Genomic DNA, 15,474 nt, shown 5'->3' on the forward strand with positions numbered 1-15,474 from the left:
CGTCTTCGTCGCCCTCTTCAAACTTGCCCGCGCGGAGCACGAATCCCGCCGATTATCAGCGCGCGCCCGGTCCCGCTTCGGTGCTCGCGAAGGAATACGCGGACGGCTTCGAGGTCGGCGAGCATCGTCACGCACGCGCGCAACTGATCTACGCGACGCGCGGCGTGCTCGAAGTGACGGTCGCGCACACGCTCTGGCTCGTGCCGCCGCAACGCGCGCTCTGGATGCCCGCCGACACGCCGCACGCCATGCGCGCGCGCGGCGCGGTCTCGCTGCGCAGCCCGTATATCCGCGACGGACATTGCCCGCCGGGTTTTCCGTCGACGCCGCACGCCGTCAACGTCACGCCGTTGCTGCGCGAATTGATCGTGCGCGCGGCATCGATTCCCGTCGACGACGAACCCACGGGCCGCGACGCGCTGGTCATCGCGCATCTGCTCGCCGAAATCGACTGGGTGCCCGGCCATCCGCTGCGTATGCCCGCGGGCGGCGACCGCCGGCTCAAGCACATCTGCGGCGCGATTCTCCGCGCGCCCGGCGATCCGCGCACGCTCGACGCCTGGGCCGCTGAGGCGGGTGCATCCACGCGCACGCTCGCGCGGCTCTTTATCGCCGAAACCGGGCTGTCGTTCGTGCACTGGCGTCAGCTCGTGCGCGTGCAGCACGCGCTGCCGCTGCTCGCGAGCGGCATGCCGGTCGCCGACGTGAGCGCCGCGCTCGGTTACGACACGCCGGGCGCGTTCGCGGCCATGTTCCGCCGCGTGACGGGCGCGACGCCGAGCGCGTATTTCAATGCGGCGGATTGCAAGCTGTCCGATCCGGCGTAGCGGATGTCCGGCCGCGCGACGCAGCGCGTGCCGCGTCTGCGTATCGTCCTGAAACGCTCAACTCAGGAGGAATACGCGATGCAACGTGAAAACGTGGAGTTCGATTCGGAAGGCGCGCGCCTGCGCGGCTGGTTTTACTTGCCGTCGGCGCAAACGGGACCGCATCCGGCCATCGTGATGGCGCACGGCTTTTCGGCGGTCAAGGAGCAATATCTCGACCGTTACGCCGAGGTGTTCGCCGCGGCGGGATTCGCCGTGCTCGTCTACGATCATCGCAATTTCGGCGCAAGCGAAGGTCTGCCGCGCCAGGAAGTCGATCCGGTGTCGCAGAAGCGCGGCTATCGCGACGCGATCAGCTACGTGCAGACGCGCGCCGACGTGCACGCGTCGCGCATCGGCATCTGGGGATCGAGCTTCAGCGGCGGTCACGTGCTCGAAGTCGCCGCGATCGACCGTCGCGTGAAGTGCGTGGTCTCGCAGGTGCCGCAAATCAGCGGCTATCAGTCGGCGTTGCGGCGCACGCGCGCGGATCAGGTGCCCGCGCTGCTGGCGCGCTTCGAAGCGGACCGCGCCCAGCGTTTCGCGGGCGGCGCACCGGCGATGCTGCCCGCCACCAGCGCCGATCCCGCCGAACCTTGCGCGATGGCGGGCGCGGACAGCCACGCGTTCTTCGCGGCAACGGCGGCCTTCGCGCCGGCCTGGCGCAACGAAGTGACCTTGCGCAGCGCCGAACGCTCGCGCGAAAACGAACCGGGCGTGTACATCGCGCGCATCAGCCCGACGCCGCTGCTGATGATCGTCGCCGACGCCGACACGCTGACCGCCACCGACCTCTGCCTGCGCGCCTACGAAGACGCGCTCCAGCCCAAGCAGCTGGAGATGATCGCCGGCGGCCATTTCACGCCCTACGTCGAGCATTTCGACACCACGAGCCAACGCGCGGCGCAGTGGTTCGCGCGCCATCTGTGGCCCGTGGAATAAAGCCTGCGCCGCCATTCGAGGTATTCGTCTAAAGTTTGGCTCAGACTTGCCGATAGAGCGACTGTCGCGGCGCAAAGCACACACCTCCAACATCGATTGCGCCAGAACGGCAAGCTGGGCGGCGGCGCCGGCCATCACAACAACCCTTGGTCTTTAGGGGCGACAGCAAACGGAAGAGACACCTTTTTTCATTTTCGGGGATTGTCTCTCATGCAGCTTTCGCGATTCAACGTAGGGACGCGCCTCTCAGTCGCTTTCGGCGTCCTGCTGGTGCTGTTCGCCATCGTCGTCGGGGCGTCGCTCGTCGTCCTGCATTCGCTCAACACCGTGATCGCCTCGGGGCTCGACTCGGGCTCGGCCAAGATCGGCCTCGTCGGCCGCGCGCTCGGCAAGGCGCAGGGCGCGTCGCTCGCGATGCAACGCCTGATCGTCACGCACGACACCGCCGGCATGGAAGCGCAAAAGCGCAGCGTCGACGAAAAACTCGCGAGCTATCACGACGCCATCACGCAGGTCTCGGCCTTGCTCCAGCAAAGCGACGACACCGACGACCAGGAGCGCGAACTCCTCAATCAGATCAACCAGCTCGCGCAGGCCGCCGAACCGCTCGTGATGAACAACGCGGCGCTTGGCATGAAGGGCGACGCCACGGCCGCCGACATGCTCAACCAGCAGACGTCGCCCGCGCTGCAATCGTGGACCGATGCGATCGGCCGTTTCCGCGACTACGAAGTCGACAAGAACAAGCGCGCCGCCGCGTCGGCGCATTCGACCTATGACGCGGGGCGCGGCACTTTGCTGGCGCTCGCGCTTGCCGGTCTGGTGATCTCGATCGGGCTCTCGATTCTCATCCGGCGCAGCATTCTGAACCAGCTCGGCGGCGAGCCGGCTTACGCGCAGGAAATCGCTCGCAACATCGCGCAAGGCCGTCTCGATCAACGCGTCGAGGTGCAGGGCGACGACACGTCGAGCCTGATCTTTTCGCTGCGCGAGATGCGCGACCAGCTCGAAGGCACCGTGCGCGGCATTCGCGACGCGACCGAGAGCGTGAAGTCGGCGTCGATCGAAATCGCGGCGGGCAATACCGATCTTTCGGCGCGCACGGAGCAGCAGGCCGCGTCGCTCGAAGAGACCGCGTCGAGCATGACGCAGATTACGACGACCGTGCGCCAGAGCGCCGACAACGCGCGCCACGCGAGCGAGCTGACGAGCAACGCGACGCAGGTCGTGGACGGCGGCGCGTCGACCGTCGAGGAGATGGTCGCGACCATGTCGCAGATCAGCGAAAGCTCCAGCAAGATTTCGGAGATCACCACGATCATCGAAGGCATCGCGTTCCAGACCAACATTCTCGCGCTCAACGCGGCCGTGGAAGCGGCGCGCGCGGGCGAACAGGGCCGCGGCTTCGCGGTGGTGGCGAGCGAAGTGCGTTCGCTCGCGCAGCGCTCGGCGGCGGCGGCGAAGGAGATCAAGGAGTTGATCGGTGCGTCGGTGGCGACGATCGAAGGCGGCGCGCATCAGGCTTCGCAGGTCAGCGCGTCGATGTCGCAAATCAAGGACTCGATCCGCCAGGTGTCGGGCATCGTCGGCGAAATCGCGGCGGCCGCCGAGGAGCAGAGCACCGGCATCGAGGAAGTCAATCAGGCCGTCGTGCAGATGGACAACGTTACGCAGCAGAACGCGGCGCTCGTCGAGGAAGCGGCGGCGGCGGCGAAGTCACTTGAGGATCAGGCGCAGCGTCTGCGCGAGGCGGTGTCGGTGTTCCACCTCGCGGGCGGTTCTGGCGCGATGTCGGCGGGCGTCGAGCCGCTGCGCCGTCCCGTGCTGGCGTCGAAGCCGGCGAGCCAGGCCAGCATGAAGCGTGCGGGCAGCGCGGCCAGCGCGAAGCCCGCGCCGAAGCCGAAGCAGATCGAGGCCCGAGCAGAGCCGCGAACCGAGGCGCGAACCGAGCCGCGCGCGCCTGTGCGCGAAGCGGTTGTCGTCGCGAAGGACGACAGCAACGACTGGGAAACGTTCTGATGACGTGAAGCGGCGGAGCAGGGCGGGTATCATGCGTTCACCCGCTTGCCTGCTTTTCCGCCGCTTCTCATGAAAGTCGAAGACCTCGAACGCCTCGTCACCCTCGCCATGCCGTTCGGCAAATACAAAGGTCGGCTCATCGCCGACCTGCCGGGGCACTATCTGAACTGGTTCGCCCGCGAAGGCTTTCCGCCTGGCGAGATCGGCCGTCTGCTTGCGTTGATGCAGGAAATGGACCACAACGGTCTGCGCAGCCTGCTCGATCCGCTGCGCAAACGCGGCTGACGCTGCGCTCTTTACCGTCCTCCTGATGGCCTTTCACGGCTGCGCACAACCTCCGCGCGCAGCCGCCTCACTTCCTTCAGTCTTCGCTCAATAGCGATACCCGAGCGTGAGCATCACCGCGCGGTCGTCGCCGAGCGCCACGGCATTGCTCAAGCCGCCCGTGTAGTAATGCCGGTTGAAGATGTTGCTCAGACGCAGCGCCGCGTGCCAGCGCGGCGCGCTATAGCCCACGCCCACGTCGCTGACCACGAAGCCCGGAATCGTGTAGCCGTACGCGTACATACTGCTCTGGCCGCGCACGCCGCCGTTGATTTCCCAGCGATACAGCTCGCCCGGCAGCTTGTAGCGCGCGAACACGTTGAAGCTGTGACGCGGCACGTTGTTGATGCGCGTGCCGTCGGTCGAAGGCGTCTGGCCGCCGTCGTCGGCGATCACGGCCGAGGTGTACGCATAGCCGCCCGTCACGCTCAGGTGATTGGTCGGCGCGGTGTTGAAGCTGAATTCGAAGCCGCGCGAATGCTCCTCGCCCACGGCGATGCTGTAGCCGTCGTTGTTCGGATCGTCTTCGAGCACGTTGCGGCGGCGCAGATCGAACGCCGCGACCGTCACGCTCGTGCGGCCTTTTTCGATGTCGAACTTCACGCCCGCTTCCCACTGCTTGCCCGTTTCCGGATCGAACGCGCTGCCGTTCACGTCCGCGCCGCTGTTCGGATAGAACGAAGTCGCGTAGCTCACGTACGGACGCACGCCCGGCAGCAGTTCGTACATCAGCGCGACCGAGCCCGTGGTCGCGCTCGACGGATTGCCGCTGCGCGTGTCCTTGAGTTCGTTGAGCACGTCGCTCGACGCGTTGTCGTAACGCACGCCCGCGAGCACGCGCCAGCGCTGGCCGAGCGCGATCTGGTCGCGCGCGTAGAAGCCGAGATCGCGGATCGTGGTGTACGTATGCGTCTTCGGCGTGGACGGGCAGGTGATCGTGCCCGTGTAAGCCGGGTCGTACATGTTGATGGAACCGACCGTGCAGGTGGTCGAGGCGGCGTCTTCGCGACCGCGCATGTAGTCGATGCCGAAGGTCACTTCGTGGCGGCCGAGCGCGGTATCGAAGGTCTTTTGCGCGTTGTTGTCGAGCGAGATCGTGTCGCCGGACCATTGCGAATCGGTGGCCGTGCGGCTCAGCGTATAGCCGTTCGAGGCGACCTTGCCGTTGGCCACCAGCTGGCCGCCGAGCGAGAACTGCTGCCAGCGGAAGTTCTGGTTGACGGTCCAGCCCGAATCGAAGTGATGGGCGAAGCTGTAGCCCACGCGCGCCTCGTGACCCGAGTACGGCTGCTGGTCGGGCTCGCCCGTGAAGGTGCTGCGCGAGAGGCTGCCGTTCTTGTTCGCGAGCACCGAGCCCGACCACGGCAGGCCTTGCTGGCGGATGTAATTGCGTTCCTGATAGCTGGTCAGGATCGTGAATTCCGTGCGTGGACCGAGATCGAGCGACAGCGACGGCGCGATGTAGCGATTGCGCGACCAGACGTAATCGGTGGCGTCGTTCGAATTCATCGCCAGCGCGTTGATGCGGAACGCGGCCTTGCCGTTCTCCGAGAGCGGCGTGCCCATGTCGACGCTGCCCTGGTAGTAGCCGTGGCTGCCGACGGTGGCGTCCACCTCGGCGAAGGTGTAGTCCACCGGGCGCTTGCTGACTTCGTTGACCATGCCGCCGGGCAGCACGAGGCCCGAGAGCAGCGTGGCCGGACCCTTGAGCACTTCGATCTGCTGCAGGCCGAAGGTCTCTTCGGCGAAACGGTTGTTGATGGCGGCGCGCAGGCCGTCGAGGTAGACCGAATCCGACGCGGTCTGGCCGCGAATGATGAAGTCGTCCCAGCCGCGCCGGCCATAGGTGCCCGAGATCACGCCGGGTACGTCGTGCAGCGCGTCGTTGAGCGTCTGGACCTGCTGCGCGTCCATCAGATCGCGCGTCACCACGCTGATCGACTGCGGCGTTTCCTTCAAGGGCACCGACGACTTCGTCACCTGCGCGGCGGCGGGCATGTCGAAGGCCGCGCGCGGCGCGCCGCTCGCGCTGATCTTGACCGTGGGCAATTCGCCGTTGCCGGCGGAGCTTGCGGGCGCATCCGCGCCAGCTTTCTGCGGGCTTTCTGATGCAGCGCTGGCGGCATCGGCGGAAGCGGCTTGCGCGAGCACGAGCGTTGGGGTGGCGGAGAAGGCGAGCAGCAGTGCAGCGTAGATCTGGCGGTGACGCATTGAAAAGAACCCCAAGCTAAATGCGAATCATTATTAATTGAGTTGCGCATCCTACTACGGGTAATTACCTACAATCAATGCGTGTTGTATCGGTGCAAATATTTACGACAGGGTTGCATTCGGCTGACGAACCGGCTTCGCGGTGCTAACGAGAATGCACACAAAACGGTACCAAAAGGTTCCGTTTTACGCGGATCTCAGGCGCGATCGAGCGTCTTGATCGCCACGCCCGCCGCCGCCGCGCGCGTCTCGACATGCAGCTTGCGGAACAGATGTTCGAGATGCTTGTTCACCGTGCGCGCCGCCATGCCGAGGATGTCGCCGATATCGCGGTTGGTCTTGCCGCGCGAGACCCAGAGCAGCACTTCGGCTTCGCGCGCGGTCAGACCGAAGCGCTCGGCGAGCGCATTGCGATGCACGGTGTCGTCGGTTTCCTTGAGGATGACGATCCACTCGCCCGGTTCCGGTGCGGGCGTCGCGCTGGCCGAGCGCCGCACGTGGCCCGAGGTGAATTCGTGGACGGCGTCGCTTTGCGCGCCGCGCGCGAGCCAGTCGACGAACCAGGTGCGCAGCGACGGCGGCAGCTTCGGCTGCGCATCGTCGCCATCGTCGGCATCGCGGATGGTGGCTGTATCCGTGCGACCGGTGTCGTAGGCCGCGATCTGATGCGCGGCCTGCGGACTCTGCCAGCGGATCGTGCCGTCCGCGCCGACGATCAACGCCGCGCGCGCGTCGAGCGACAGCGCCGCCTGCGCGTAAAGCTGCGCGCGCGAACGCTGCACATGCGCGCCGATGCGCGCGCACAACTCCTCGGGCCGCACCGGCTTGGTCACGTAATCGATGCCGCCCACGCGAAAGCCGCGCACCACGTGCTCGGTCTCGGTCAACGCCGTCATGAAGATCACGGGCAGATGCTCGTGCCGCGCGTCCTGCTTCATGCGGCGACAGGTTTCGAAGCCGTCCATGCCAGGCATCATCGCGTCGAGCAACACCACGTCGGGCGTCACGCGCGCGAGACGCTTGAGGGCGTCCTCGCCCGAGAGCGCGACCAGCACCGCATAGCCGTGCGCCTGCAGCGTATCGGAGAGAAACGCGAGGTTGTCCGGCGTATCGTCGACGATCAGCACCACCGGGCGGTCGCGCAGCCAGACGGCCGCGTCGTCCGTGCGTGGCGTTGGCGCCAGCGCGGCGTGCGCGTCAAGTGGCGCCGCGCGCAAGTCGGTCGAGTTCATGCTCGAGTTCCCTTAACTGAAAACGTTCGGCCAATGCGCGCAGCACGTCGATCTGATCCTGCAACGCGGGCCAGGTCGCGTGCGCGGCATTGAGCTGTTCGACCACGCCCTGCACATAGCCGACTTCAAGATGCGCATGCAGATGGTCGATGAGTTCGGGCGGCCACGCGGCAGGCGCGGGCGGCGCGTCCGAAGTCGACAATGCGGGCTTCGCGTGGTCGGCCGCAGTCGCGTCCGGCAGCGCGGGCGCGCTCGTCTCGGACGCGATCCACTCGAACGCGAGCAATTGCGCGAGCTTGTCGAGCAGCAGATTCACCTGCAAGGGCTTCACCAGATAACCCGCGCAACCGGTCGCGCTCGCGCGCTCGCGGTCGTCGGCGAACGCGTTGGCCGAGAGCAGCACGATGGGCGCGTTCGAGAGCTGGTTCTCCGAGATCAGCCGGCTGGTTTCGTAGCCGTCCATCAGCGGCATCGAAATATCCATGATGATCGCGTCCACCGTATGCGTGGCGAGCCAGCGCAGCGCGTCGGTGCCGCTGGCCGCTTCGGCGACGTCGAAGCCGAGCGGCGTGAGCAACTGCACGACGATGCCGCGCTGATCGTCGAGATCGTCGACCACGAGAATCGCGCGGCGCGCGCCCGTGTAGCCGCGTATCGACGCGAGTTCGGTATGCGTGGCAGCGGCGCTGTCGACGGCGGGCGCGAACAGGCGCACCACGAAGCGCGTGCCGCGCCCGACTTCGCTGTCCACTTCGAGACTGCCGCCGAGCGCCTGCGTGAGCAAGCGGCAGATCGTGAGGCCGAGGCCCGCGCCGTGATCGTGCGCGTGCGCCGCCACGCCGCGCTCGAACGGTAAAAACAGGCGCTCCATTTCGGCGGGCGGAATGCCGGGGCCGGTATCGGCGACTTCGAATTTGAGCGTGTCGAGCACGTGGCTCACGCGCAGCGTGACCGTGCCGCTCGACGTAAAGCGAATCGCGTTGCCGATCAGATTGGTGAGGATCTGGCCGACGCATTTCTGGTCGGTGCGCACGGTGGCGGGCAGGCGTCCGACCGTCTGCACGTCGAAGGCAAGCGCTTTTTCGAGCGCCTGCGGACGCAGCATTGACGTCACGTGCGCGACGAAATCCGCGAGCGAGACCTTGGCGATATTCAGTTGCAGCTTGCCCGCTTCGATGCGCGCGACGTCGAGCAAACCGTCGACGAGCGCAAGCAGATGCTCGCCGCTGCGATGGATCGTACGCACCGCGTTGTAGCGCGTGGGCGTGAGTTCGTCTTTCGCCTGTAACAGCAATTGCGCGTAACCGAGAATGCTGTTGAGCGGCGTGCGCAATTCGTGGCTCAGGCCGGACACGTAGCGGCTTTTCGCCTGGTTCGCCGATTCGGCCGCGGCGGTCGCGCGCTTGAGCGCCGCGTCGGTTTTCTGGTGCGCGTCGATTTCGAGCATCAGCAATTCGTTTTGCCGCTGCGATTCTTCCTGCGTGACGCGCCGGCTTTCGCGCTCCAGCACGAACCACCACGCGGCGATGCAGCCGACCAGCGAGAGCGCGAGAAAGATCTTCAGAAAGCTGCTCGCAATCGCGTGGCCGATGGCAGGGCCGACGATCGAATCGGCTGCGGCCACTGAAGTCGCGCTCTGCGACCAGATCAGATAGAGCACGCTGCCGAGCACGGCGAGCATCGCGAATACGAGGCTCGCGTAATGAATCAGACGCAGCGCGGCGGGACCGAGCCGCGCGCCGGGCAGCACGCGATGCAGCGCGCGGTCGGCCTGCGAGGCGAAGCGCGCGTGCGGTTTGCAGCGGTCGTGGCAGCGCGAATCGAGCGAGCAGCACAGCGAGCAGATCGTGCCGCCGTAGGCGGGGCAGTACGCCGTGTCGTCGGGCTCGAAGCTGTTTTCGCAGATCGCGCAGCGCAGCGAGGTGGCGTCGCCGGTCGGCTGCGCCGCGCGCGCGATGTAGTAGCGTCCGCCCGTGATCACCGCGAGCACGGGCGCGCAGGCGAACGCCACGCCGAACGCGATGAACGACGACATCGCCTTGGCGAGCACGCCGAACAGGCCGCTGTGCGCGAGCATCGCGACGGCGGCCGCGATCAGCATCGCGCCCACGCCCACGGGATTCACATCGTAGAGATGCGCGCGCTTGAACTCGATATGGCGCGGGCTATAACCGAGCGGCTTGTTGATGACGAGATCGGCGAACAGCGCGCCGACCCACGCAATCGCGATGTTCGCGTAGAGCGAGAGCACCTTGCCGATCGCGTCGAACACACCCATTTCCACGAGCAGCAACGCGATCATCACGTTGAACACAAGCCACACCACGCGGCCCGGATGACTGTGCGTGAGCCGCGCGAAAAAATTCGACCACGCGAGCGAGCCCGCATACGCATTGGTCACGTTGATCTTCAACTGCGAGACGATCACGAATAGCGTCATCGCGGGCAGCGCCCAGCTCGCGAGCCCGAACGGATCGAGCAGCAGGTGATAGGCGACGAGATACATCTGCGTGGGCTGCGCCGCGTGGCTCGCATCGACTTCGTACTGCAGCGCGACGAAGGCGAGAAACGCGCCGCCGAGCATCTTGAGCGCGCCCGGCACGATCCAGCCCGGTCCCGCCGAGAGCAGTGCGAGCCACCAGCGCGTGCGGTTTTTCGCGGTCAGCGGCGGCAGAAAGCGCAGATAGTCCACTTGCTCGCCGACCTGCACGATCAGCGCGAACACGACCGTCGACGCCTGACCGAACGCGATCAGACTGAACGCGCGGCCCTGCGGCGCGAAGCCCGCGAAGGTGGTCCATTGCGCGAGCAGATCGGGGTGATGCCAGAGCACGGCGGCGTAGGGCAGCACGAACAGCACGAGCCAGAGCGGCTGCGTCCAGCTTTGCAGGCGGTTGATCAGCGTGATGCCGAACATGACGATCGGGATCACCACGAGCGAACTCACCACGTAGGCAATCGCCAGCGATATGTGGAAATAAAGCTGGAGCGCGAGCGACATGATGGCCGCTTCGAGCGCGAAAAAAATAAACGTGAACACCGCGTAAAGCAGCGAGGTGACCGTCGAGCCGATATAGCCGAAGCCTGCGCCGCGCGTGAGCAGGTCCATGTCCACGCCGTAGCGCGCGGCGTAATAGCTGATGGGCAGGCTCGTCAGCCAGATCAGCACGGAGACCGCGGCGATGGCCCAGAACGCGTTGGTGAAGCCGTAGTTGACCACGAGACTGCCGCCGATCGCCTCCAGCACCAGAAACGACACCGCGCCGATTGCGGTGTTGGCCACGCGCAGCTCCGACCAGCGCCGGAACGAACGCGGCGTGAAGCGCAGCGCGTAGTCCTCGAGGGTTTCGTCGCCGACCCAGGCGTTGTAGTCGCGGCGCACCTTGACGATGCGTTGCGTGCTGGGCGCGCCCAGTGACGGGTGACTCTGGGACATGACGATGTTCCGGATTGGTGCGAAAGCGGCGGAAACCGCGGCGGCGCGCGGGATCGCAGTGCGATGCAAATTACATTCCAGTGCGCGCGCCGGGAATACGTCAATCGACGTATTCCGGTCGTCAATTTGGCTTTCTACATTGCGTCCAACCCTCGACCCAGCCCGCAGCGTTCAGCGCCGGGCACCCGATAAGGAGAACGTGATGTCCGCAGACGATCGATTCGATGACGATGCCCCGATGCCCTCGCCGCTGCGCCGGAAAATGCTCGGCGGCCTGGCCGCCGCGCCGCTGATGGCGATGGGCTTCTCGCGCGGCGCGTTTGCGCAAACGCCGCCCACCGCGAAGGTCAACACCACGGGCCTCGCGGTCACGGACACCACGGTGACGGTCGGCCAGCTGCACTCGGCCACGGGCACGATGGCGATTTCGGAAACCGGCTCGATCCAGGCCGAACGTCTCGCCATCGAGCAGATCAACGCGATGGGCGGCGTGCTGGGCCGCAAGGTGCAGATCATTCAGGAAGACGGCGCGTCCGACTGGCCGACCTTCGCCGAAAAGTCGAAGAAGCTGCTGGAGAACGATCACGTCGCGGCCGTGTTCGGCTGCTGGACCTCGGCTTCGCGCAAGGCGGTGCTGCCGGTCTTCGAGAAGGACAACGGCCTGCTCTATTACCCGACCTTCTACGAAGGCCTCGAACAGTCGAAGAACGTGTTTTACACGGGCCAGGAAGCGACCCAGCAGATTCTCTGGGCGCTCGACTGGGCCTCGAACACCAAGAAAGCGAAGACCTTCTTCCTGATCGGCTCCGACTACATCTGGCCGCGCACGTCGAACAAGATCGCGCGCCGCCATATCGAACAGCATCTGCACGCGAAGGTGGTGGGCGAGGAGTATTACCCGCTCGGCACGACCGAGTTCGCCTCGCTGATGAACAAGATCAAGCTCGCGCGCCCGGACTGCATCTTCGCGACCGTGGTGGGCGGCTCGAACGTGGCGTTCTACAAGCAGCTCAAGGCCGCGGGCATCACGCCGCAGAAGCAGTTCCTGCTGACGCTCTCGGTCACGGAAGACGAAGTGCTCGGCATCGGCGGCGAGAATTTCGCGGGCTTCTTCTCGTCGATGAAGTACTTCCAGTCGCTCGATAACGAGAACAACAAGAAGTTCGTGGCGGCGTTCAAGGCGCGCTATGGCCAGAAGTCGGTGATCGGCGACGTCACGCAGGCCGCCTATCTGGGCCCGTGGATCTGGAAGGCCGCGTGCGAGCGCGCGGGCAGTTTCGACGTCGACAAGGTGGTCGCGCATTCGGCCGGTATCGAAGTGGCGAACGCGCCGCAGGGCTACGCGAAGGTCGATCCGAACCATCACCTGTGGAGCCGTTCGCTGATCGGCGAAGGACAGGCGGACGGCCAGTTCAAGGTCGTGGCGCAGTCGGAGCAGCCGATCCAGCCGAATCCGTTCCCGAAGGGCTACATGTAATCCGTCAACCGCAGCGGCGCGGCGGCGCACGACGCCGCCGCGCGAGGAGCGTTCGATGTCCGCTACCGATATTTTCAACATCACGCTGATGCAGGGCTTCGCCGGTCTGAGCCTCTTCAGCGTCCTGCTCCTGATGGGGCTCGGGCTCGCCGTGATCTTCGGCCAGATGGGCGTCATCAATATGGCGCACGGCGAATTCATGACGATCGGCGCCTATACGGTCTACATGTTTTCGTGGTTCTCGCAGAACGTCTGGCACGCATTCACGCCCGTGTATTTCTTCTTCGCGATTCTCGCGGCGTTCGCGCTGGCGTTCGCGGCGGGCTGGCTCGCCGAATGGGCGCTGATCCGCCATCTCTACAAGCGCCCGCTCGACACGCTGCTCGCCACCTGGGGCCTGAGCCTCGGCATGCAGCAGGTGTTTCGCTCGACCTTCGGGCCGAAGGAAGTGAGCCCGGCGCTGCCCGACTGGCTGATGGGTTCGTGGGAGCCCACGCCCGGCCTCGACATTCCGGTGAGCGGCATGTTCGTGATGTTTCTCGCGTTGCTGATGACGGGCGGCCTGCTGCTCGCGCTTTATCGCTCGCGCTGGGGCCTGCGCGTGCGCGCCACGGTCGCGAACCGGCCGATGGCGAACGCGGCGGGCATCAACACGCGGCGCACCGACCGCATGACCTTCGCGATCGGCTGCGGCATCGCGGGCGTGGCGGGCGCGGCCTTCACGGCGATCGGCTCGACGGGACCGACGAGCGGCTCGCTCTATATCGTCGATTCGTTTCTGGTGGTCACGTTCGGCGGCGCGGCGAGTCTGCTCGGCACCGTGGCGTCGGCGTTCGGCATCGCGCAGATGCAGTCGATCAGCGAGTTCTTTCTCTCGGGCTCGATTGCGCGCGTGCTCACGCTGCTGACCGTCGTGGTGATTCTCATGCTGCGTCCGCAGGGTCTGTTCGCCTCGAAGGTGCGGCGCGTTTAAGCCGCGCAGAAGCCGCGTTAAAGCGTACGTCTTTGCACAAGCCTCATTCACACAGCTTCATTCGTATGGAGATGGACATGGAACCCATCCAACCCACGGCGGGCGGCGTATCCCCGCGATCCGGCCAGGGCGCGCCGCCGGCCGGCTGGCGCGCGCGCCTCGCGTGGCTCGACGCCTCGGGCTACGCGGGCATCGTGCTGCTCGCGCTGGTGATCGTGGTCGTGTTTCCGCTCGCGCTCGACACGTTCCGTCTGAACCTGATGGGCAAGTACCTGACCTACGCGTTCGTGGCGATCGGCCTCGTGATCGCGTGGGGCTACGGCGGCGTGCTCAGTCTCGGCCAGGGCGTGTTCTTCGGCCTCGGCGGCTACGCGATGGCGATGTTTCTCAAACTCGAAGCGTCCGATCCGGCCGCCACGCGCACGCAGACCACGCCCGGCATTCCGGACTTCATGGACTGGAACCAGCTCACCGCGCTGCCCGCGTGGTGGAAGCCGTTTCACTACTTGCCGTTCTCGATACTCGCGGTGCTCGTGGTGCCCACGGCGCTCGCGTTCGTGATCGGCTACGCGATGTTCAAGCGGCGCGTGGGCGGCGTGTACTTCGCGATCATTACGCAGGCCGTCGCGCTGATTCTCTCGGTGCTGATCATCGGCCAGCAAGGTTATACGGGCGGCGTGAACGGCATCACCGACCTGCGCACGCTGCTCGGCTGGGACATTCGCACCGATCACGCGAAGCTGGTGCTGTATTTCGTGAACGCCGCGCTGTTGATCGGCGCGCTGCTCGCCTGCCGCTGGGTCCAGCGCAGCAAGCTCGGCACGCTGCTGCTCGCGATGCGCGACAAGGAAGACCGCGTGCGCTTCTCGGGCTACGACGTCGCCATGTTCAAGGTGTTCGCGTTCTGTCTCGCGGCGATGCTGGCAGCGATCGGCGGCGCGATGTTCACGCTGCAGGTGGGCTTCATGTCGCCGTCGTTCGTGGGCATCGTGCCGTCGATCGAAATGGTGATCTACGCGGCCATCGGCGGGCGCATGTCGCTGGTCGGCGCGGTGTACGGCGCGATTCTCGTCAATCTCGGCAAGAGCTGGTTCTCGGAGAGCTTTCCGAATCTCTGGCTCTATCTGATGGCGGCGATGTTCATCGGCGTGGTGATGGTGTTTCCGAACGGGCTCGCGGGCCTCTACGAAGAGCACGTGCGCCCGCGCGTGCGGCGGCTGCTCGGCGCGGCGAACAAGGAGGCATGAAGCATGAGCAATACCGACTTTCTGCTCGCGATCGAAGACCTGACCGTGTCGTTCGACGGCTTCAAGGCGATCGATTCGCTCAATCTCTATCTCGAACGCGGCGAGCTGCGCGTGGTGATCGGACCGAACGGAGCCGGCAAGACCACGCTGCTCGATCTGATTTGCGGCAAGACGAAGGAAACGGCCGGCAGCATCAAATTCCGCAACGAGGAGATCACGAATCTCGCGGAATTTCGCCGCGTGCGCAAAGGCATCGGCCGCAAGTTCCAGACGCCGTCGATCTACGAAAACCTGAGCGTGGCGCAGAACCTCGAAGTGTCGTTTCCGCGCGGACGCAGCGTGTTTGGCGCGCTCGCCTATCGCGAAGACGCCGAAGTGGCCGACCGCGTGCGTGACGTCGCCGACGAAATCGGTCTGGCCGCCGCGCTCGATATGGAAGCGGGATTGCTCTCGCACGGCCAGAAACAGTGGCTCGAAATCGGCATGCTGCTGATGCAGGATCCCGAACTATTGATGCTCGACGAACCGATCGCGGGCATGAGCGTGCGCGAGCGCGAACTGACCGCCGATCTGCTCGACCGCATCTGCCGCAATCGCTCGATGATCGTGATCGAGCACGACATGGCGTTCGTCGAGCGCATCGCGCACAAGGTCACGGTCATGCATCAGGGAAAGATTCTCGCGGAAGGGCCGATGGCGCAGGTGCAGGCCGATCCGCGCGTGATCGACGTCTATCTGGGCCACTGA

Annotated in this window: 11 protein-coding genes; 8 read left to right on the forward strand and 3 right to left on the reverse strand. The window is 65.7% G+C overall.

The genetic code is table 11. From position 1 onward, the window contains the following. Positions 1-23 precede the first annotated feature (23 nt). The 4 genes from SB764_RS26695 (at position 24) to SB764_RS26710 (ending at position 4,112) form a co-directional block, all read left to right on the forward strand. The gene (locus SB764_RS26695; RefSeq protein ID WP_234774684.1) at positions 24-827 is read left to right on the forward strand and encodes an AraC family transcriptional regulator; all 804 of its coding nucleotides are present in this window, start codon (positions 24-26) and stop codon (positions 825-827) included. Positions 828-905: 78 nt separating this feature from the next. Continuing rightward, the gene (locus SB764_RS26700; protein ID WP_410865585.1) at positions 906-1,808 is read left to right on the forward strand and encodes an alpha/beta hydrolase; all 903 of its coding nucleotides are present in this window, start codon (positions 906-908) and stop codon (positions 1,806-1,808) included. Between the two features lie 210 nt (positions 1,809-2,018). Continuing rightward, positions 2,019-3,827 carry a methyl-accepting chemotaxis protein gene (locus SB764_RS26705; RefSeq protein ID WP_410865587.1) on the forward strand — a complete coding sequence of 603 codons (1,809 nt, stop codon included), beginning with the start codon at positions 2,019-2,021 and terminating at the stop codon, positions 3,825-3,827. Positions 3,828-3,896: 69 nt separating this feature from the next. Continuing rightward, positions 3,897-4,112 carry a DUF3820 family protein gene (locus SB764_RS26710; protein WP_065060963.1) on the forward strand — a complete coding sequence of 72 codons (216 nt, stop codon included), beginning with the start codon at positions 3,897-3,899 and terminating at the stop codon, positions 4,110-4,112. Positions 4,113-4,199: 87 nt separating this feature from the next. Here the strand turns inward: SB764_RS26710 and SB764_RS26715 are convergent, their stop codons facing one another. From SB764_RS26715 to SB764_RS26725, 3 genes are all read right to left on the reverse strand, one after another. Further along, complete coding sequence (locus tag SB764_RS26715; protein WP_410865589.1) at positions 4,200-6,362, reverse strand: TonB-dependent siderophore receptor; 2,163 nt, start codon at positions 6,360-6,362, stop codon at positions 4,200-4,202. A gap of 197 nt (positions 6,363-6,559) precedes the next feature. After that, complete coding sequence (locus SB764_RS26720; RefSeq protein WP_237181752.1) at positions 6,560-7,492, reverse strand: response regulator transcription factor; 933 nt, start codon at positions 7,490-7,492, stop codon at positions 6,560-6,562. Between the two features lie 67 nt (positions 7,493-7,559). Next, a complete protein-coding gene (locus tag SB764_RS26725) occupies positions 7,560-11,030 on the reverse strand; it encodes an ATP-binding protein (protein WP_065060961.1) in 3,471 nt (1,156 codons plus the stop codon). A 202-nt stretch (positions 11,031-11,232) separates the two neighbouring features. Between SB764_RS26725 and urtA the strand changes: the two genes are divergently transcribed. From urtA to urtD, 4 genes are all read left to right on the forward strand, one after another. Continuing rightward, positions 11,233-12,507, forward strand: coding sequence for an urea ABC transporter substrate-binding protein (gene urtA / locus SB764_RS26730; RefSeq protein WP_065060960.1), 1,275 nt, complete (start codon positions 11,233-11,235; stop codon positions 12,505-12,507). A 55-nt stretch (positions 12,508-12,562) separates the two neighbouring features. After that, positions 12,563-13,480 carry an urea ABC transporter permease subunit UrtB gene (gene urtB, locus SB764_RS26735; RefSeq protein WP_065060959.1) on the forward strand — a complete coding sequence of 306 codons (918 nt, stop codon included), beginning with the start codon at positions 12,563-12,565 and terminating at the stop codon, positions 13,478-13,480. Positions 13,481-13,557: 77 nt separating this feature from the next. Further along, positions 13,558-14,727, forward strand: a complete 1,170-nt coding sequence (gene urtC, locus SB764_RS26740) for an urea ABC transporter permease subunit UrtC (RefSeq protein WP_065061041.1) — start codon at positions 13,558-13,560, stop codon at positions 14,725-14,727. A 3-nt stretch (positions 14,728-14,730) separates the two neighbouring features. Next, a complete protein-coding gene (gene urtD, locus SB764_RS26745; protein WP_065060958.1) occupies positions 14,731-15,474 on the forward strand; it encodes an urea ABC transporter ATP-binding protein UrtD in 744 nt (247 codons plus the stop codon).

The sequence above is a fragment of the Paraburkholderia sp. SIMBA_027 genome (assembly GCF_046535315.1).
Lineage (GTDB): Bacteria > Pseudomonadota > Gammaproteobacteria > Burkholderiales > Burkholderiaceae > Paraburkholderia > Paraburkholderia tropica.

Excerpts from the sequence above, each read along its gene's own strand:
- SB764_RS26700 (WP_410865585.1), top strand. The coding sequence starts at position 906 with ATGCAACGTGAAAACGTGGAGTTCGATTCGGAAGGCGCGCGCCTGCGC.
- SB764_RS26705 (WP_410865587.1), top strand. The coding sequence starts at position 2,019 with ATGCAGCTTTCGCGATTCAACGTAGGGACGCGCCTCTCAGTCGCTTTC.
- SB764_RS26710 (WP_065060963.1), top strand. The coding sequence starts at position 3,897 with ATGAAAGTCGAAGACCTCGAACGCCTCGTCACCCTCGCCATGCCGTTC.
- SB764_RS26715 (WP_410865589.1), bottom strand. The coding sequence starts at position 6,362 with ATGCGTCACCGCCAGATCTACGCTGCACTGCTGCTCGCCTTCTCCGCC.
- SB764_RS26725 (WP_065060961.1), bottom strand. The coding sequence starts at position 11,030 with ATGTCCCAGAGTCACCCGTCACTGGGCGCGCCCAGCACGCAACGCATC.
- urtA (WP_065060960.1), top strand. The coding sequence starts at position 11,233 with ATGTCCGCAGACGATCGATTCGATGACGATGCCCCGATGCCCTCGCCG.
- urtB (WP_065060959.1), top strand. The coding sequence starts at position 12,563 with ATGTCCGCTACCGATATTTTCAACATCACGCTGATGCAGGGCTTCGCC.
- urtC (WP_065061041.1), top strand. The coding sequence starts at position 13,558 with ATGGAACCCATCCAACCCACGGCGGGCGGCGTATCCCCGCGATCCGGC.
- urtD (WP_065060958.1), top strand. The coding sequence starts at position 14,731 with ATGAGCAATACCGACTTTCTGCTCGCGATCGAAGACCTGACCGTGTCG.